Source organism: Clostridioides sp. LIBA-6622, assembly GCF_056716095.1.
In genome coordinates this window covers 839155-858665 of record NZ_CP196998.1, presented here as the reverse complement: position 1 = coordinate 858665, position 19511 = coordinate 839155, and the positions used below count along the sequence as shown (strand labels likewise).

At 28.3% G+C, this 19511-nt stretch carries 16 protein-coding genes and 1 pseudogene; 2 read left to right on the top strand and 15 right to left on the bottom strand.

The window, feature by feature from the left end:
* Positions 1–60 precede the first annotated feature (60 nt).
* The 13 genes and pseudogenes from sigF to ACTG47_RS04155 form a co-directional block, all read right to left on the bottom strand.
* On the bottom strand, positions 61–825 hold the full coding sequence (gene sigF, locus ACTG47_RS04215) for an RNA polymerase sporulation sigma factor SigF (protein WP_169468709.1): 765 nt from the start codon (positions 823–825) through the stop codon (positions 61–63).
* A gap of 22 nt (positions 826–847) precedes the next feature.
* A complete protein-coding gene (gene spoIIAB / locus ACTG47_RS04210; RefSeq protein WP_003418415.1) occupies positions 848–1276 on the bottom strand; it encodes an anti-sigma F factor in 429 nt (142 codons plus the stop codon).
* A gap of 13 nt (positions 1277–1289) precedes the next feature.
* Positions 1290–1625 (bottom strand): anti-sigma F factor antagonist, encoded by a 336-nt coding sequence (gene spoIIAA / locus ACTG47_RS04205; protein WP_054269412.1) that lies wholly within the window; start codon positions 1623–1625, stop codon positions 1290–1292.
* An 86-nt stretch (positions 1626–1711) separates the two neighbouring features.
* Positions 1712–3799, bottom strand: a complete 2088-nt coding sequence (locus tag ACTG47_RS04200; protein ID WP_479926231.1) for a molybdopterin-dependent oxidoreductase — start codon at positions 3797–3799, stop codon at positions 1712–1714.
* 194 nt (positions 3800–3993) lie between these two features.
* Complete coding sequence (srlD, locus tag ACTG47_RS04195; protein WP_169468713.1) at positions 3994–4767, bottom strand: sorbitol-6-phosphate dehydrogenase; 774 nt, start codon at positions 4765–4767, stop codon at positions 3994–3996.
* Between the two features lie 100 nt (positions 4768–4867).
* A complete protein-coding gene (locus tag ACTG47_RS04190; RefSeq protein ID WP_479926230.1) occupies positions 4868–5233 on the bottom strand; it encodes a PTS glucitol/sorbitol transporter subunit IIA in 366 nt (121 codons plus the stop codon).
* A 40-nt stretch (positions 5234–5273) separates the two neighbouring features.
* Positions 5274–5693, bottom strand: coding sequence for a PTS glucitol/sorbitol transporter subunit IIB (locus tag ACTG47_RS04185; RefSeq protein WP_407813854.1), 420 nt, complete (start codon positions 5691–5693; stop codon positions 5274–5276).
* 39 nt (positions 5694–5732) lie between these two features.
* Positions 5733–6233 (bottom strand): annotated as a pseudogene (locus ACTG47_RS04180) (PTS glucitol/sorbitol transporter subunit IIB); the annotation flags it as partial.
* Positions 6234–6486: 253 nt separating this feature from the next.
* On the bottom strand, positions 6487–7047 hold the full coding sequence (gene srlA, locus ACTG47_RS04175; RefSeq protein ID WP_169468718.1) for a PTS glucitol/sorbitol transporter subunit IIC: 561 nt from the start codon (positions 7045–7047) through the stop codon (positions 6487–6489).
* A 28-nt stretch (positions 7048–7075) separates the two neighbouring features.
* Positions 7076–7510 (bottom strand): transcriptional regulator GutM, encoded by a 435-nt coding sequence (locus ACTG47_RS04170; protein ID WP_479926229.1) that lies wholly within the window; start codon positions 7508–7510, stop codon positions 7076–7078.
* A gap of 4 nt (positions 7511–7514) precedes the next feature.
* Positions 7515–9500: a BglG family transcription antiterminator gene (locus ACTG47_RS04165; RefSeq protein ID WP_479926228.1), complete on the bottom strand. Its 1986-nt coding sequence runs from the start codon at positions 9498–9500 to the stop codon at positions 7515–7517.
* 402 nt (positions 9501–9902) lie between these two features.
* Positions 9903–11525, bottom strand: a complete 1623-nt coding sequence (locus tag ACTG47_RS04160) for a DEAD/DEAH box helicase (RefSeq protein WP_479926227.1) — start codon at positions 11523–11525, stop codon at positions 9903–9905.
* Between the two features lie 90 nt (positions 11526–11615).
* On the bottom strand, positions 11616–12608 hold the full coding sequence (locus tag ACTG47_RS04155; protein WP_169468726.1) for a calcium/sodium antiporter: 993 nt from the start codon (positions 12606–12608) through the stop codon (positions 11616–11618).
* Positions 12609–12967: 359 nt separating this feature from the next.
* Between ACTG47_RS04155 and pflB the strand changes: the two genes are divergently transcribed.
* Together pflB and pflA are read left to right on the top strand one after the other, a co-directional pair.
* On the top strand, positions 12968–15199 hold the full coding sequence (gene pflB, locus ACTG47_RS04150; RefSeq protein ID WP_169468728.1) for a formate C-acetyltransferase: 2232 nt from the start codon (positions 12968–12970) through the stop codon (positions 15197–15199).
* 159 nt (positions 15200–15358) lie between these two features.
* On the top strand, positions 15359–16093 hold the full coding sequence (pflA, locus tag ACTG47_RS04145) for a pyruvate formate-lyase-activating protein (RefSeq protein WP_479926226.1): 735 nt from the start codon (positions 15359–15361) through the stop codon (positions 16091–16093).
* Positions 16094–16215: 122 nt separating this feature from the next.
* Here pflA and ACTG47_RS04140 read toward each other — a convergent pair whose 3' ends face one another.
* Entirely contained in the window at positions 16216–17886 is a 1671-nt protein-coding gene (locus tag ACTG47_RS04140; RefSeq protein WP_479926225.1) for a bifunctional diguanylate cyclase/phosphodiesterase, read from the bottom strand.
* Between the two features lie 928 nt (positions 17887–18814).
* Positions 18815–19453, bottom strand: coding sequence for a nitroreductase (locus tag ACTG47_RS04135; RefSeq protein WP_479926224.1), 639 nt, complete (start codon positions 19451–19453; stop codon positions 18815–18817).
* Positions 19454–19511: the final 58 nt, after the last annotated feature.

The following is a 19511-nucleotide window of genomic DNA, read 5'->3' as shown; positions in this document are numbered from 1 at the left end:
TACAGTTTATTTGAGTAATATTTTTATTATCTTTTGTTATTTTATATATCATAAGTATTCTCATGATATATATTCTTTTAATTTAGATAACACTTTTTTCTCTATCCTAGACACTTGAACTTGTGATATATTGAGCATTTCTCCTATTTCACTTTGAGTCATATCTTCAAAATATCTGAGAACTATTATTTGACGTTCTCTCTTATCTAATTTTCCAAGTATGTCTTTTAACAGTATATTATCTACTACTTTTTCTTCTTCACTTTCTCCTTTCATGCTTATTTTATCAATAAGACATATTGGAGAACCTTCCTCTTCATGAATAACACCTTGCAAATACTCAACGTTGAAATTAGCTTCCATAGCCATTACTAAATCTTCTTTTTCTACATCAATTGCTTTAGACAGTTCTTCTATACTCGGTTCTCTACCTAACTTTTTGGTCAACGACTCACTTTCCATCTTGGCCTTTACAGCTATTTGTTTTAATGACCTTGATACTTTTATCATACCGTCATCTCTTAAATACCTCTTTATTTCACCTAAAATCATAGGTACTGCATAAGTAGAGAATTTTACATTAAATTTTGGGTCAAATTTATATATTGATTTTATTAAGCCTATAGAACCTAACTGAAATAAATCCTCTCTATCATATCCTATATTTAAAAATCTAGACACAACGCTCCTAACTAGACCTAAATTGCTTGATATTAATATTTCTTTTGCCTCTTCATCTCCATTTTGAACTTTATCAATAAGTTCTAGAGTCTCCTCATGACTAAGAAGAGGTTTTTTTTCTTCTCTGGCAACAGTTACTTCCATAATAAAACCTCACTTTTGGACTTTATTTAGGCACATTTATTTTTTTAGTCATTTCAATTCTAGTACCATTATCTTTTACAGAACTTACCTCTACATCGTCCATAAAGCTTTTCATTACTGTGAATCCCATTCCTGATCTATCAAGTTCTGGTTTTGATGTATAAAGTGGTTCCATTGCCTTCTCCACATTTTCTATTCCATACCCTTCATCTTCAACTATAATTTTTATAGTATTTCCCTCTATCTCACATCTTAAAAAAACAAACTTGGAACTGTCTTCTTCATATCCATGTATTATAGCATTTGTAACAGCCTCAGAGACAGCAGTTTTTATATCCACTAATTCATCTACTGTTGGGTCTAATTTAGCTGCAAAGGATGCTACTATAACTCTTGCTAAACTTTCATTTTCAGATATTGCCGAAAATTTAACTTCCATAATATTATTCATCACATACTCCTCCCTACAAAGAACTTAGAGCTTCTTCATACGTATCATAAATGCCAATAATTTTATTTAACCCAGATAAATCAAAAATTTTCTTAACTCGTGAACTTATATTAATTACTGAAACTCGTCCCCCTTCATTAGAAATCTTTTTATATCTACCTATGATGACACCTATACCTGAAGAATCCATAAAATTAATATTTTCAAAATTAAATACAACATTTCTAACTTGATTTACACTTAATAAGTTATCTATTTCTTCCCTTATTTCATTGGCTACATGGTGGTCTAGTTCTGAGCACATAAATTCTATGTATAGATTCTTATGTTCTAAGGAATAATTTACCATCAAAATCCCTCCTTCAATAGTTTTGTAAAAATAGTAACTTTTAATCAATTCTATAATTGTATTTTTATTCCTTCAATGAAATTTAACTAGTTTTGTCGTATTATTTCTACCATACTTTCATTATATGTTACCTGACCACCAAAGTCTGATATACCAGAGTCTGTCAAACTGTTTGGATTTCCATGTTTCTTCCACCAACCAACATACATTTTTACTATATAATTACCTACTCCATCATCTATATTTATTTGTACATCTATTTTTGTTTTTTTTGAACTTAGAGTCACAATATCTTTAGCCTTAATACCTAATTTTTTAGCCATACTTTCATTTATATATGCTTGTGATATAGAAGTCTTGTCCATAAAGTGTTGACTAAACAAAGTATCTGCATGATGATTGGTCAATAATCTAAAATGACTACTTTCATTTTTTTCTTTTATATTTTTAGACTTATGACTTATATACATTGGTATTGGACTTATTCCCAAACTTTTTATTCGTTCTGAATAAAGCTCATATTTTCCAGATGGAGTCTCAAATTTCTTATCTTCCCAAGCAATAGGACTATGTATAGTAAAGTAGCTATTTTTAAGTTTTTCTATATCTAAATTTTTATCAAACTGTCTGAGTGGCTCAATCACTTTCTCTAGATATTCACTCTTTTTCACAAATGGATAATCTTTAATTCCCATATTTTTAGCTAACTCCATAAAGAAATAGTATTCATCCATCAATTTATGTTTTGGTTTTACTGCTCTTTCATTATAAGTTATATAGGGATTAGTCATTGAACTATAAATTATATCTTCACTTTCTAGTGTATTTGTACAAGGTATAAACAAATCGCATAACGTGGCTGTATCAGTCATAAACATATCAAAACATACTTTAAATTCAATCTTTGAAAATACTTTCTCTAGCTCTACTAAATCTGGCAATTGATTCATCAGATTGCTTTTAGTTATAACAGCCATCTTTATAGGAACATTAGTTTTTATTGATTTATTTGATAAGTTATTTAATTCACTTGATACAAGATTTGCTTTATTATCTTTATCATCAAGCTCATTTGATGTATATTTTAGAGATTCTTCTATAAATTCGCTAATATTGCTTACATAAAACTCCCTATCTTCTCCATACAATTGGCTATTATAAGGGTCAGAATTTATAATGTTTGGATAAACCTTATTTGCATAGTTTACTCCTCCACCACTAAAACCTATCTGACCTGTTATAGCTCCTAAAGCATCTATAGCTCTTATTGTATTTCCTCCATTTTTATATTTCTGAAGTCCATACCCAAGGTTTATAGTTGAATATTTGTTGGTATATAAATCAACTAGTTCTCTTATATCCTTCTCTTTAACTCCACATTCATTAATTAGAAAACTTAATTCTAATGAATGTAAATATTTTTTGTACTCCTCAAAACCGATAACGTATGAATTTATGTATTCTTCATTGTACAAGTTTTCTTCTACTATAATTTTTGCCATAGCTATAGCTAAAGCTCCATCTGTTCCAGGACTTACTTTTATATATTTATCTGCTATTTGAGCTGTCTTTGTATATATGGGGTCAATTACTACTATCTTTATCCCTTTATCTTTAGCCTTTTTAATTACTTGCATAGTATGAATTGTAGTATATGCTGGATTTTTTCCCCATACAAATATGCTTTTACTATTTAACATGTCTTCTATCGCGTGACTTTTAGCTTCTCCAAAATCATATTTTTGAGCATGCATTCCTGCACTCCAACATGGACCACCCTTATGTCTGCTAACTCCTCCATAAAAATTAAAAAATATATCTCCTATGTATTTTAATACAGACCCACTTCCATATTGGTCATAATGCATAACAGACTTTGATGTGTACTTTTCTTTATAGTCTATAAGCTTTTTTGCCATTATCTCTATAGCTTCATCAAAAGAGATTTTCTTCCATTCTCCATCAACTTTAAGCATTGGAGTCTCTATCCTATCTTTATGATTTAGCCTATCAAAATGAGCTAAGCCTTTTTTACATATAAAACCCTTTGTGTAAGGATGATTTTTATCTCCTTCAATTTTTATTATATTATTTCCTTTAATATAAACATTAAATTTACAACAATCATGGCAATCTAGTGTACAACCATGACTTAATTTTTTTATTATATCCATAAAGTATCCTTCTTTCCTTATTAAAGACTAGCATATTTCCTATAATTTATTAATTTTTATATACTCAAAACTACTTTATATAAAACATAAATACATTTTATCAAATTAGATTTAAAAATACTTCATAAATATAAAAATAACCTCTCAATTATAATATATCTTTAATATACATAAATTGAAAGGTTATAAAAATTTTACATAACTTGCCCACCAGTAATATTTATAGATTGACCTGTACAGTATTCAGCTTCCTTAGAAGCATAAAATGTAAGCATATTTGCAACATCTATGAATCTACAACCCCTTTTTAGAGGGACTTTATCTATATAAACTTGCTTGACTTCTGATTCAGGTATCCCCAATTTTACCGCATATTGAGGAATTAAACTTTCAAACATATCAGAATCAAGTAAATTTCCAAGCATCAATGAATTTACAGTTATCTTATGCTCTGCCAAATCTAGTGCTAAACTTTGAGTAAGACCTACTCCAGCAAATTTACCTGCTGAATATCCTGAATTGTGCTTACTTCCTACTCTACCTGATTTTGAATTTATCTGTATTATTCTACCTTCAATACCTTTTGATATCATGACCTTAGATACTTCTCTTGCAAATAGAAAATACCCATTTAAATTTACATCTACAATAAATTTAAAATCTCTATACCCAAAGTCAGTTATTTTTTTACTTACAGCTACCCCCGCATTGTATACCAACAAATCAATCCTATCAAAATCACTTTCAATCTTTTTAACAGTACTTATAACTTGTTCTTCATCAGTAGCATTGCAACCATATCCTATAGATTTGCAATCAAATTCTGTCTCTATTTCTTCAGCTACTTTTTTTGCATTGTCTTCATTTAAATCTGCAATAGCAACTTCATAACCTACTTTAGCTAGATGTTTAGATAAAAATTCACCTAAACTTCTTCCTCCTCCAACTACTAAAGCTACTTTTCTCATTTTCATTTCCCCTTTTATATCACATTAAAAGTTAACTTGATTAGTTAAATTGACTTTTATCTATAATTTACTTATAATATGATTAGATTAGTTTTAAGTTTTATTTTCTAATTATTTTTAGTATAGTACCTACGCCAATAGGTGCTATTTCTTTTTTTTCAAGATATAAGGTCCCTCCAATTGCACCATCTTTTTCTCCTGTAAACTTAAATGTTATATGACCTAATTCTGAAAGATTTTGATTTACTAACTCACCAACAGAAGTAATTTTATAATCAATATTATTTATTGATAACACATCATCCGTAAGTATTTCTTTTACTAAATTATTTTCAGAATGTATATAACAGTAATTTTCTAATTCTTGAGGAGCATTATCCTTGAAAGTTACAAACATATTATGTTCTAAAAATTCATTTGCATTGTCTCCTATTTTGTTTATTTGGGTACTGTATATTAATTCCATATCAACTGAACCTCTCTCTAATTATTTATAAAGTATTCTTTTATTTATATAATCCAAAGCTTGCTAACCATGCTAACAGAACAGTTGGTGCACCTGTTAAAAATCTAGAATATAAAACTGATGGAACTCCTACTTGAACTGTATCAGGTTCAGCCTCTGCAAGACCAAGACCTACTGGTATAAAGTCACATGCTGCTTGTGAATTTATTGCAAATAATGCTGGTAATGCTAGACTTGGTGGAATATTTCCTTTTCCTATTTCTGTCCCAACCAATACCCCTACTATCTGAGCTATAACAGCTCCTGGTCCAAGAAATGGAGATAGCAATGGAAATGAACATATTATTGATAAAACAACCAACCCTCCAACATTTCCTATTAATGGAGTAAGCAGGTTAGCTACCCAATTTCCTACACCTGATTGATTTATTATACCTATTAATACTGCAACAAAAGCCATAAAAGGCAATATTGTATGTATTAATGTATCTATAGTATCTCTACCAGCTTGAAAAAGAGTACTTGTCACATTACCTAGTGCTATACCTATTTTGGCAACAATTCCTTGACTCTGTTCACTTATCTTTTTTTTAGTATCATAAGCCATATTTTTTCCCTCCTACATCCACAATTATAATTGCTCTACATTATTTGGTTTTACACCTGAAACATATATATCTTCTTTTATAAACATTGCTAATGGTCCACTTTTACCTGTCTTCATTATATTTATAGTTGGTATTTTCTTTTGAGGATATATACCACATCTTAATGTACCACCACAATTTATTATTACACATGCAATTTCATCATCTTTAACTCCTCGTGAAAACCCATCTATTAATTCACATCCTGTAAGTTCAGCTATTTTTACTGCTGTTTCTGGTCTTACTCCTCCAGTTACATATACTACCTTATTTTTCTTTTCTGTTGGCTCTATTATTAATGGACCACCCCATCCACCAGAACCTTTTACTATTTTAACTTTATTAAATGACATACAAACTCTCCTCCTATAGATACTATTTTTTAAGTTATTCTCTTTATTCTAATTCCATCTATTTCTTTTTTGATTCTCTTACTTTAAGTACTTTAATACTATTATTTATTTTCTTGCATCTCAGGCTAACTTTCTGCTTTCTTATATGTAACGTCCTTATCTTAATTTGTTCAGGTATAACTCAAAACAATTTACTTATTATCTAAGATAATTTACTCCCACTTAGAATAAATTTATTTATATCTTAAAGTAATTATCCAATATTTATATCTGAGTTTAATGCTATTCCTTGTTGCTTCTCTACAAATTTTGTTGTATAGTCAGTAACCACACCTTTAATGAAGTTTGCAATTATACCAACTAATAAATATCTAACCGCCAAATCTGCTGTTGAAAATCCTAAAGTTGTTATACCATTTGCAATTCCTAGATATATAAATAGCTCTCCTGGGTTAATGTGTGGAAATAATCCATTCATTGTATGGCATGAAAAACTTGCTGCTGCAAAATAACTAGGTTTAAACTTCTCTGGTAAAAATCTTCCAAGTGATAATGTCATTGGATTCGCAAATACAAATGTACCAAGTACTGGTAATATTAAATATCTAGTAAATATATTTGCAGAACATTTTTTTGCTAATTTCTCGACTCTATCTGTACCTATAAAGTTGATAATTGCATTCATTGTAACCAATAAAGCTACTAAAAGTGGAACTATATCTGTTACAAATCCTACAAATTGTTGACCACCTGCCCTAAATAAATTCATAAAACTGTCTGCACCACTTGCTAATACTTGAAAAAATTGCGTCATATTAACTCCTCCTTATAAATATATATTTTTAAACTACTTCCACATTACATTCTTCATCAGCGCTAATGCTATTTGCACTCTCACATTTATTTTTTTCAAATGTTATGTACTGTTTAACTGCATCTAGTATTGCTTTTTTAAGTAGTTTATTATAACCAACTAAATCTGATTTTTTTATGTCCCCTAAGTTTTTTCCTATTAATCCCTCAAATAATTTTACCCTTGCTAATACTGTAACACCTTGCATTTTCCTAGTTTCAAGAATAACTCCATCTTCATCTATGAGTATTAGAACAATTGTACCTGATGATATTCTTCCTTTTTTTCTACCTATTGCAACTCTACCATTTCTTTTTAGTTCAATATAATTTTTATTAAAATCTTTAAGTTGTAAGTACCCAAGGAAAATATTTAATAAATAAACTATAATAAGTGATACTATAATAAAAATTACTGGGTCCATATTATTACCTCCTCTTGGTAATTATTTTATAAAATTCATCAAATGATTTTACTTTAGCAAGTGCTTCTACCATTTTTTTATCTCTCCCTACTTCAAGTACTTCTTCATAACTTTTTATTATCAAGTCTGTACTTTCTACATTCTTATCTGGAATTATCATCAATATTATTATTCTAATTTCTTTTGTATCCCAAATTACTGGATTTTCTAATATACCAAATGCCAGATAAAGATTTTCTCCTTTAGAACTAACTGAATGAGGTAATGCTATGTAATTATCTAGTGCGGTAGAAGACTTTTTTTCTCTTTTTAATACATTTTCCTTAAACTCCAAATCAATAATTCCTTTATGTACTAGCTTTACTAACATTTCTTCTAAATTTTCCATAAATGTATCCTTATTCAGTATAAAAAACTTATCTTCCTCAACCAACTTACCTATAAAGGGAATATTCTTTTCAATATGCTTTATAGATTTAAGATTTATACTATTTTTTAAGAGTATTGCATTCTCTATTTCTTTTTTTATACTTTCTTCATTAAATAAGGCATTTACTCTAAAAATTGGAACATCTAAATCCATCTTAAAATCTACTGTTGTAAATACTAAGTCATAATACTTTAATAACTCCAAATTGGCCTTAGCTTCTATGTCAGAAAAAGTATTTACTTCAACACTTTCTCCAAGAATCTTTCCTATTTTTATCCTAATGAGTTGTGCAGTCCCAAGACCAGTTCCACAAACAACTGCTACTCTATTTACATTTAGAATTTTTCTTGAACTTTTTTCAAAATAGCTTCCAAAATGTAATGCTATATATCCTATTTCGTGTTCACATATCTTTAAGTCAAACTTTTCTTCAATTATCATTGCAGCTATTTTTGCAACACTATATGGAAATGTATATCTCTCCTTTATTTCTTGCAATAATGGATTTTTTACTCTTATGTTAAATCTCATTCTATTAAGTGCAAAATACAAATGATATTCTAGATTTTCTATAAGCTTCTTATCTTCTTTAAAATCAATTCCAGATGTTTCCAATAAAAAACTGGTTACTTCATCTACAACCTCTTTTACACTATCATTTATCTTTATACTGCTAAGTGCTAACTTTGTACTAGGAGCTTTTCTACCTATTAATGGCATTGTCAAAAATATAGTTTCTTTTTCATTTAAAACTATATTAAATATCTTTTCTAATGAAGATTTAAGTTTTAATCCTAAAAGATATTCATCTGAACATCTTATGACTTCAAATCTCTTATCTATCTTTTCAAATTTATATCCATTTATATTTCTTAAGACAGATATTATTATATATCTTTCAACATCCATTAAGACTTGCTCCGTTATATAGAGTTCTTCTTGATTAAACAACTTTTTTAATTCGTCTCTAAGGCATTCAATATCACTCTTTTTAATAACTCTTATGTGATTAACGTTTTCCAGTATATCAATATAATTTTCATATAATCTATCAAGGACTAGCAACCTTATATCCATTTCTTCACCAACTAAAATCATACCTATATTTGGCTTTCTTTTTAGCTCCAAATCGTAATCAGCTAAAATCTTATCTGCCTTTTTTAAATCTTTTATTAATGTTGTTCTCCCTATACATATCTCTTCAGCCAAATCATCTATAGTAATTGGATTGTTAGTCATAGTTAAAATATCAAGAACATAATTTATTCTTTCGTCAGGTAAATTTAAATTTATAAAGTTTGATGCCTTTCCTCTATTGAAGTTTACAATCTCAATTAATTTACTTTCGTCTTCAATTCTTATACTATATGTACCTTTTTCATTCTTAACTATTTTAGCAATACCATCTTTTAATTCTCGATTAATCTGGTTTATATAATTTCTGATAGTCCTAGTACTAACACCTAGAACGCTTGAAAATTGTTCTAGAGTATTTGTGTCTTCTTTCAACACCATTTCTAAAATCAAAAAAACCCTAGGGTCCATATAAGTCATTGACATCTTTTTCTCCCCTTTGTTATCTTACATTTTTTATTATAATCCAAACCGTATAGATAATTAATATTCTCTTTTTCAAATCAGATTTGAAAAAGAGGAACTAATATACATTTTTTCACACCAATATGGAAAAGTGTATATTAATATGTTAAATTCTATTCTCAAATGAAAATCATATATTAATTTTTATTTTGTTATACATTTTAATTTATTTCTTATACCTACTACGCCAAGTTATAAATTAATTTTAAAATACTCCTCATAATATTATTATATAAAACAATAAAAGCCTTATGTTGTTAACTATTACAGATTCTATACTATCTGTTTTGAAAACACATTAGGCTTTTTAAATATTCAATATATTATTTTATATATTCTCTAATTATATTTTTATGCTATAAATTATTTTTTCTTTTTATTTGCTTTTTCTATATTAATCTTATTACCTTTTATCTTAATATCTTTCATCTTTTCAATTACTGTTTTAGCATCTTTTTTAGGTATTTCAACAAAAGTATACTTATCATATATATCTATAGTTCCTACTACTTTACCTGGGATTCCAACTTCTCCAGCTATAGCACCAACTATATCTTTGGCTTGTACTCTTTGATTTCTACCAATATTGATAAATAATCTAATCATACCATCTTTAGCTCCAGTACCACCTTTTCTATCTCCTCGTTCTCCACGCTCTCTTCTAGGTTTTTCTTCTATTATTTCTTCTTTCATTTCTTCACCTAGAGATAACTTCACAAGTGCAGCAGCTATATCAACCATTGCATAGTCTTCATCATTACAGAAGCTTTCTAACCATTGTAATTGTTTAGTTAAATGTCCTTCTTCAATAGTTTGTTTAACTTGTGCAAAGAAAGTACCTACTTTTTTCTCTTCAACATCAGTTATTGTTGGTATGTTATGTTTTATCAATTTAGATTTAGTATATCTTTCTATATCTTTCATCTTTCTCATTTCTTTTCCAAATACAAAAGTAAATGACATACCTTCTCTACCAGCACGACCAGTTCTACCAATTCTATGAACATAATACTCTTCATCTTGTGGTAAATCGTAATTGAATACACATTCAACATCATCAACATCTATACCTCTAGCTGCAACATCAGTAGCAACAAGTATATCTATTGTACCATTTCTAAACTTATCCATTACTATATCTCTTTGAGTCTGCTTTAAATCACCATGTAAAGCATCTGCAAAGTATCCTCTTGCTTGTAAATCTCCTACTAATTCATCTGCTTTTCTTTTAGTGTTACAGAAAACAACAGATAACTTAGGGTCATATACATCAACTAATCTACATAATACTTCTAATTTATTTGATGACCTAGTTTCTATATAGTATTGCTTTGTATTTGAAACTGTAAGTTCTTTTCTAACAACTTTTATGTGTTCTGGGTCTTTTTGATATCTCTTAGTTAATTCCAAAATTCCTCTTGGCATAGTAGCTGAGAAGAAAGTTGTTTGTCTTTCCTCAGGAATCTTACTTAAAATCATTTCTATATCTTCTCTAAATCCCATATCTAGCATTTCGTCTGCTTCATCTAATATAATCATTTTTACATTGTCCATTTTTAATGTCTTACGATTGATATGGTCTATTGTACGTCCTGGTGTACCTATTACAACTTGTACTCCACCTTTAAGAGATTTTATTTGTCTATCTATTGGTTGACCACCATATATAGGCAATGTCTTTATTCCGTGCGAATATTTAGCTAATTTTCTTATTTCTGTTGATACTTGTATTGCAAGTTCTCTTGTTGGACAAAGTACCACAGCTTGTAGGCTTCTGTTATTTGGGTCTATTGTTTCTAGTATAGGTATACTAAAAGCAGCTGTTTTTCCCGTACCAGTTTGAGCTTGTCCTATAACGTCTTTACCTGACAAAATCGCAGGTATAGACTGTGCTTGTATAGGAGATGGTTCTTCAAACCCCATTTCAGCTATAGCTTTTTTTATTCCTTCACTTATTGGTAAATCTTCAAACTTTGTTATATTCATATATTATTCCTCTCCGTTATCAATTAATCTTAACCTATCCATTATATACTTTTTTAGGATATTCTGCAATTAATATTTTTAACAGTATAGTTAAATAATATACATGAAATACAAAATTGATATGTATAGAAAATATGTAAATAACATCAATATACCTTGTATTCTGCTAAGTCTGTTTGATTTAAGAGTTGGAACTATTACTATTAATAATAATAATATCATAAATGGTATATCCAATTGTCTATTTTGAGATAGTATTGGTATGTTATTTGGTATTGCTGATACAGCTATTACTGACACTATATTCAATATGTTTGCACCTAAAATATTTCCTACTGATATTTCATGATGATTTTTTCTTATAGCAGTAATTGATGAAACTATCTCTGGCAAAGAAGTTCCAAGTGCTATTATAGTTAAACTTACTATACCTTGAGGTATATTTAAAAAACTAGCTATTCTTATCCCACTCTCTATAAGAATCTGTGAACCAATTATCATCATTATCAAACCTGTAGCAAAAAGTGCTAGTATTTTTAAAATTTCTACTACAGAAAAACCTTTAAAACTCTTACTCTTTTTAGTAGGTATGTCTTTAATAGTACTATTTTTAATATTTCTATTTTTAGTAGATTTTCCAACTACACTTCTATAATTATTAACCATATAAAAGATTAATATTATTATAAGTAATAATGAATCTCCTCTTGTTATAACTCCATCTAAACCCAATAAAATTAAAACTATAACAGATACTATTAATAGTAAAGACTTAGAAAAAAACATTTTTTTATCTACATTATATGGACTTATAAAAACAACTAATCCTAATGCTAACCCTGTATTACATATTATAGAACCAACTGCATTTCCTAAACTCATAGTAGTGTGGCCATCAATAGAAGCAAGTAAAGACACTGTAAATTCAGGTAATGTTGTCGCAAAACTGACGATAGTTGCTCCAAGTATGATTTCTGATATGTTTGTTTTTCTACCTATCTCTACAGTACAATTTATAAAGATATCTGCGCCTTTAGTAATTAATAGGAAACCTACTAAAAATAATATCACTGTGATAAACAATATATCACCTCCCCCTATTAAATAAATATTCAAATTGTGAAGATGTATGCTTTTCTTTTTTTCATAATAAAATTTATTTATTTCAAATTTGCGATTTGAAAAATATATTATTGTTAATTAATCATTTATATGTTTCATTTTATTTATATATGGGTATAATTTCATCACATTAATAACATATAATTTGTTTTATACTTTAAAACGACAATTTTTGTTTTTTTGTGTATACAGGATACGGATAATATGTTATTATTATATTAGAAAATATATTTTTTAAAAAATATATAAAATAAATTAAGTATATAAAAATTAATTTTAATAGTATTATTTATCATTTAAATCTAAGGAGGAAATACTTAATGAATGCATGGCAAGGATTTAAAACAGGAAGATGGACTAAAGAAGTAAATGTTAGAGAGTTTATACAATTAAACTATTCTCCATATGAAGGAAATGACTCTTTCTTGGCTGGTGCTACTGAAAACACTAAAAACCTATGGGATAAAGCAATGGTCTTATTTAAAAAAGAAAGAGAAAATGGTGGTACTTTAGATGTTGATACAAAAACTGTTTCTGGAATAGCTGCATATGCTCCAGGATATTTAGATAAAGGATTAGAAACAATAGTTGGGTTACAAACGGATGCCCCTTTAAAAAGAGCTGTTATGCCATATGGTGGTGTAAAAATGGTTGAGAATTCATGCGATGCTTTTGGATATGAATTAGACTCAGAAATAAAAGATATATTCACTAAATACAGAAAAACACACAACCAAGGAGTTTTTGATGTTTACACTCCAGAAATGAGAGCTGCTAGAAAATCTGGTATAATAACAGGTCTTCCAGATGCTTATGGTAGAGGTAGAATAATTGGTGACTATAGAAGAGTTGCTCTATACGGTGTTGATGCCTTGATAGAAGATAAAAATAAGCAAAAGGAATCATTAGAAGTTTCTTGCATGGATGAAGAAGTTATCAGATTAAGAGAAGAAATAACTGAGCAAATATCAGCTTTAAATGAACTTAAAAAGATGGCTCAGTCTTATGGATTTGACATATCAAAACCAGCAACTAACTCAAAAGAAGCTGTACAGTGGTTATACTTTGGTTATTTAGGTGCTGTTAAAGACCAAAATGGTGCTGCAATGTCTTTAGGTAGAACATCTACTTTCTTAGATATATACTTTGAAAGAGATTTAAAAGCTGGAATAGTAACAGAAGAAGAATTACAAGAATATATGGACCATTTTGTTATGAAATTAAGAATGGTTAAATTCCTAAGAACTCCTGATTACAATAATCTATTCTCTGGAGACCCAACTTGGGTAACTGAGTGTATAGGTGGTATGGGAATAGATGGTAGGACATTAGTTACTAAAAACTCATTTAGAATGTTAAATACACTATATACATTAGGACCTTCTCCAGAACCAAACTTAACAGTTCTATGGTCAACTAAGTTGCCTCAAGGATTCAAAGATTTCTGCTCTAAAGTATCTATAGATACAAGTTCAGTGCAGTATGAAAATGATGATTTAATGAGAGCATACTGGGGAGATGATTACGGTATAGCTTGTTGTGTATCTGCAATGAAAATTGGTAAACAAATGCAGTTCTTTGGAGCTAGAGTTAACTTAGCAAAAACTTTATTATATGCTATAAATGGTGGTATAGATGAGAAATCTGGTGTTCAAGTTGGACCAAGATTTGAGCCTATAACTTCTGAGTACTTAAATTATGATGAAGTTATAAGTAAATTTGAACCATTTACTGATTGGTTAGCAAATTTATATGTAAATACTTTAAATGTAATACACTACATGCATGATAAGTATTCTTATGAAGCATTAGAGATGGCATTACATGATAGAGATATATTTAGAACTATGGCTTGTGGTATGGCTGGATTATCAGTTTGTGCAGACTCATTATCTGCTATAAAACATGCTAAAGTTAAAACTATTAGAAATGAGCAAGGAATAGCTGTTGATTTCGAAATAGAAGGAGATTATCCAAAATACGGAAACAATGATGACAGAGTTGATAGTATAGCTGTAGAGTTAGTTGAAAGCTTCATGAATAAAATAAGAAAAAATAAAACTTATAGAAATTCTTATCCTACTCAATCTATACTTACAATAACTTCAAATGTTGTTTATGGTAAGAAAACTGGTAATACGCCAGACGGTAGAAGAGCTGGTGCTCCATTTGCTCCTGGTGCTAACCCAATGCATGGTAGAGATACTAATGGTGCCTTAGCTTCATTATCTTCAGTTGCTAAATTACCATATGAGCATGCTCAAGATGGTATATCTAATACTTTCTCTATAGTACCAGCTGCTTTAGGAAAAGATATGAATGAAAGAATAAACAATCTTTCTGCAATGATGGATGGATACTTCTCTCAAAATGCTCATCACTTAAATGTAAATGTATTTGATAGAGCTACTTTAGAAGATGCTATGGAACATCCAGAAGAATATCCACAATTAACTATAAGAGTATCTGGATATGCTGTTAATTTCATAAAATTAACAAAAGAACAACAATTAGATGTTATAAACAGAACATTCCACGGTAAAATGGCTTAGTCTTTAAATTTTTATACTTTAGCTAAGATTACTACTGTGTAGAAAATAAAAATAAAAGGCTGTCTTATATTTGAATTATTTCTGGTATAGGATGGCCTTTTTTAGACAAATATTATAACTGTTAATAAAGCCATTAAAATATATTGTGAGGTGAACTCTATGATTAAGGGAAAAATACACTCTATAGAAACGTTTGGTACTGTAGATGGACCAGGAATAAGATATATATTATTTTTTCAGGGATGTCCACTTAGATGCAAATACTGCCATAACAGAGATACATGGGACACTAAGTCAGGGAAAGAGTATACAGTTGATGAAATAATAACTGATGCTCTTAAGTATACTTCTTTCATGAAATTTTCTGGTGGTGGAATAACTGCTTCTGGTGGAGAATCTACTCTTCAGCCAGAATTTTTAAGTGAATTATTTAAAAAAGCAAAAGAAAATGATATACACACTTGCTTGGATACATCTGGATTTGTAGATATAAAAACTATAGACCCAATTCTAGATAATACTGATTTAGTTTTACTTGATTTAAAACATATGGTTGAAGAAAAATCCATTGATTTGACTGGGGTTGGTATGGATAAAGCTTTAAAACTTGCTAGACACTTAGACTCAAGAAATATTCCTGTATGGATAAGACATGTTTTAGTTCCTGGTATTACTGATGATAAAGATAATCTAGAAAAACTAGGTCAATTTGTTGCTACATTAAAAAATGTGGAAAGATTTGAATTACTACCATACCATTCTATGGGAATACACAAATGGGAGAATCTAGGTATTGATTATGAACTAAAAGATGTCCCTGATGCTACTAAAGAAGATATTAAAAAAGCTAGTGAAATAATATCTAAATTTGGAGTGAAAGTATATAATAGTTAATATATATTGACATCTATAGATAACACAATAAAATAGGGTAAAGTATAAGCTTTTTTAAAATTTATACTTTACCCTATTTTAATATACTGTCACATTATTTTATATATATCATATTTTGTGTATTACTTTGATAATTGAAGTTTATAAAACTCAGATGCACTTACAGGTCTTCCAAATAAAAATCCTTGAATAATATCTACACCTAGACTCTTTACTATATCATATTCTTCATAAGACTCTATACCTTCAACACAAACTTTTAAGTTGATAATATGAGCCAATTTAATAATATATTCAAGGAAAGTATGTTCATAACTATTATATGTAATATTCTTAACAAAACTTCTTTCAATTTTTATTATATTAACAGACAGTTCTTTAAGGTAATTTAAAGATGAATATCCTGTACCAAAATCATCTATTGCAATATGTACTCCTATACCCTTTAAGCTAATAAACTTATCATTCAGTAAATTTATATCTGGTATCCAACAATTCTCTGTTAACTCTAAAATTAAGAATTCAGGTCTTAATTGATATTCTATTAGGCATTCAACTATAAAATCTCTAAAAAAATCTTCTTTTAATTGAATGTACGATACATTTACAGATATTTTAAAATCTGGATTTATTTTATGCCATTCTTTACACTGCTTTACAGCCTCTTTTATAATCCACTTCCCCACTGGTATAATCAGATTGCTTTGCTCTAAGATTGGTATAAATTCAATAGGAGATACTTCTCCATAAGCGCTTGAATGCCATCTTAAAAGTGCTTCTGCTCCTATTACTTCTCTTGTGGCAGCATCTATTTGTGGTTGAAAAAATAATTCAAGGTCATTAAAGTCATTTTCAATACTTTCTCTTAGCTTATGTTGCATTGAAATTACCTTTAGCTTATTTTCATATAGCTCTGGCGAAAAAAACTTAATCCTATTTTTCCCATTTATTTTTGCTATATCTAATGCGATATCAGCATGTTTGAATAAATCCAAATAAGTATCCCCATCCTTTGGATACATAGCAACCCCCGCAGTTACTGTGCAATAGTACTTATTTGATTCAATCTCATGTTGAGTATTGGTATACATCTGTATCTTTTCATATATCTTATTTATAGTTTCTTTAGTACACAAAGGATAAAAAAATGCAAATTCATCTCCATCTAATCTATACAATCGAACATCTTTTGGTAAATATTCTAACACTTCAGTAGCAATTGCACGCAGTACCTTGTCACCATAAGAGTGTCCATATTTTTCATTTATATTTTTGAAATTATCTATATCCATAATAAATATGGCTCCACTTTCATAGGTTTTATCTTTTATGATATAATTCATCCAGTACTCAAATTGTTCTCTATTCCATGTTCCTGTAATAGAATCAAACTTATTTTTTTCACCAATATTCTTTATTCTTCCAACCATAACTATAGTTTTTTGCTCTTCTGATATTTGGGCCTTCCCTCTACAAGAAATCCATACTACTTCTCCATATCTATTAATCAGTCTATACTCTAGATTATGTTCATCTTTTTCTCCATCTATCAACGCTTGTATATCATCTTTCCACACTTGAACGTCATCAGGATAAATAATTTTACTCCAACAATTTACTACATCAGAATCTACATCTCTACTTAAGTCAAATTCATTAAAAATTGCTGAAGAAATTTTAAATTTATTCCTATTTATGTCCCAAAAAAATATATAATCTTCTGTACTTTGAGACAAAAGTTCAAAGAAAATTTCTATATGATTTAAATTTAAAGAGCTCGATTCTTCTCTCATTTTTTCCCCCTACAATATAAGTAATATAGTAATATTATAACCCTACTTATAATAAAAATAATTTTAAAGTAGGGTTATATTTTACAGTTGGTGTAATTTATCAATAAAATATTATTATCTAAATTATTCTATTTTACTATTTTTTTATCCTCATTATTTCTACAGTAAATACTTTCATAAGCTCTTATAATAGTATGACATATATTATGTATTTCTAAATAATTCTAGTAAACATATTATTTAAATCGAATTTATATGTTCTAAGATACTTACTCTTAATTATTATTTATTCCTATTGATTTAATAAAATATATTTAAGTATATATTTATACAAGATATTCAACATATCAATGTTTTTTAATCAAAAATTATTTTTCATTATAATTACCATTATTTTTTACTTCCAATAGTTTCCATTTATTATAAAAGGGTTTTTTTTTATGCTGGGAAAAATCTAAAAATTTTACACTTAAAAACCAATCTAAAAAATTTTTCATTTCTAATAAACAAATATACATCAAAAAAATAAAATCAAACCTAAAAACAGTAAAATATTTATAAATTTGATTGTTAATGAAGAACATTTTCTTTTAAAAATTCTGTATAAAATGTAAAAAAAGTGCCAATTTTTCGAATAGTAACTTTTTTATAATTAAGGGTTACTTTCATTTTATTTTAACATTCTTTTTTCTTCATTTCAACTTTTTGCTATTTATTTCCAAAATATTATAAATCATTTATTTATACTTATCGACTTTATAATTTTTATTTTATATGCTCAAACTAACAGATTTACCTTACCTTTTTTTCATTTATAAATATAAAATAATAAAAAACAAGACTAAAAATAAATAAATTTTTATTTTCAGCCTTATGTTATTTTTTTTAATTATATAAATTTATATAGTAATTTAATTAATCAAATGTTTTAAACTCTAGAAACTTTATAAACAACATCTCTAGCTTTTGGTAGATTTCCATCTGGTACCCCTATAGCAATGCCAAAAGGTACAGAATACCCTTCAGGTATATTCAATAATTCCCTATATTTTTTATTTGTATCAAACATCATCTTTATTGAATCTGATTCTTTTACATCATTATCATCTAGTACACTCACGAGACCTACTATATCCCCTTGTTCAACAGGTGTAAATAATCCTCTAACCATTCCTATTATACAACTACCTAGCCCTAACGCTTGTGCAGCTGTAGTTACATTTCCTGTAAGTATTCCTACATCATATGGAGCCCATGAATTTTCTTCATCATAAGAAATAAATAAAACAGTTGGTGCACCATAAAATAGTTTAAAATTCTTATTTATCTCAACATTACTAACTTCATGAATTCTAGATAAGGTATCATCACTAATCTCTTTTAAAAGTTTTTGGTCTTGAACAACACTTATATGCCAAGGTTGTTTATTGCATCCTGAAGGTGCTGCAAATGCACAATGTAACAATGTGTCTAGTTGTTCATTTGTAATTTGCTCTTTTGTAAATTTTCGTATACTTCTACGACTTTGTATTAAGTTTATTGTTTGGTTATCTTGTAAATTATTCATATATCTATTCCCCTTTTATGTATTTCTTAGTATGAATACTAAATCTTCAGAAAATTAA

Bases quoted from the DNA above. Each gene is read 5' to 3' on its own strand.
- pflA (WP_479926226.1), top strand. From the start codon at position 15,359: ATGATTAAGGGAAAAATACACTCTATAGAAACGTTTGGTACTGTAGAT.
- spoIIAB (WP_003418415.1), bottom strand. From the start codon at position 1,276: ATGAATAATATTATGGAAGTTAAATTTTCGGCAATATCTGAAAATGAA.
- ACTG47_RS04160 (WP_479926227.1), bottom strand. From the start codon at position 11,525: ATGAATATAACAAAGTTTGAAGATTTACCAATAAGTGAAGGAATAAAA.
- ACTG47_RS04135 (WP_479926224.1), bottom strand. From the start codon at position 19,453: ATGAATAATTTACAAGATAACCAAACAATAAACTTAATACAAAGTCGT.
- srlA (WP_169468718.1), bottom strand. From the start codon at position 7,047: ATGACGCAATTTTTTCAAGTATTAGCAAGTGGTGCAGACAGTTTTATG.
- ACTG47_RS04185 (WP_407813854.1), bottom strand. From the start codon at position 5,693: ATGGCTTTTGTTGCAGTATTAATAGGTATAATAAATCAATCAGGTGTA.
- ACTG47_RS04140 (WP_479926225.1), bottom strand. From the start codon at position 17,886: ATGAGAGAAGAATCGAGCTCTTTAAATTTAAATCATATAGAAATTTTC.
- srlD (WP_169468713.1), bottom strand. From the start codon at position 4,767: ATGAGAAAAGTAGCTTTAGTAGTTGGAGGAGGAAGAAGTTTAGGTGAA.
- ACTG47_RS04165 (WP_479926228.1), bottom strand. From the start codon at position 9,500: ATGTCAATGACTTATATGGACCCTAGGGTTTTTTTGATTTTAGAAATG.
- spoIIAA (WP_054269412.1), bottom strand. From the start codon at position 1,625: ATGGTAAATTATTCCTTAGAACATAAGAATCTATACATAGAATTTATG.
- ACTG47_RS04170 (WP_479926229.1), bottom strand. From the start codon at position 7,510: ATGGACCCAGTAATTTTTATTATAGTATCACTTATTATAGTTTATTTA.
- pflB (WP_169468728.1), top strand. From the start codon at position 12,968: ATGAATGCATGGCAAGGATTTAAAACAGGAAGATGGACTAAAGAAGTA.
- sigF (WP_169468709.1), bottom strand. From the start codon at position 825: ATGGAAGTAACTGTTGCCAGAGAAGAAAAAAAACCTCTTCTTAGTCAT.
- ACTG47_RS04200 (WP_479926231.1), bottom strand. From the start codon at position 3,799: ATGGATATAATAAAAAAATTAAGTCATGGTTGTACACTAGATTGCCAT.
- ACTG47_RS04190 (WP_479926230.1), bottom strand. From the start codon at position 5,233: ATGGAATTAATATACAGTACCCAAATAAACAAAATAGGAGACAATGCA.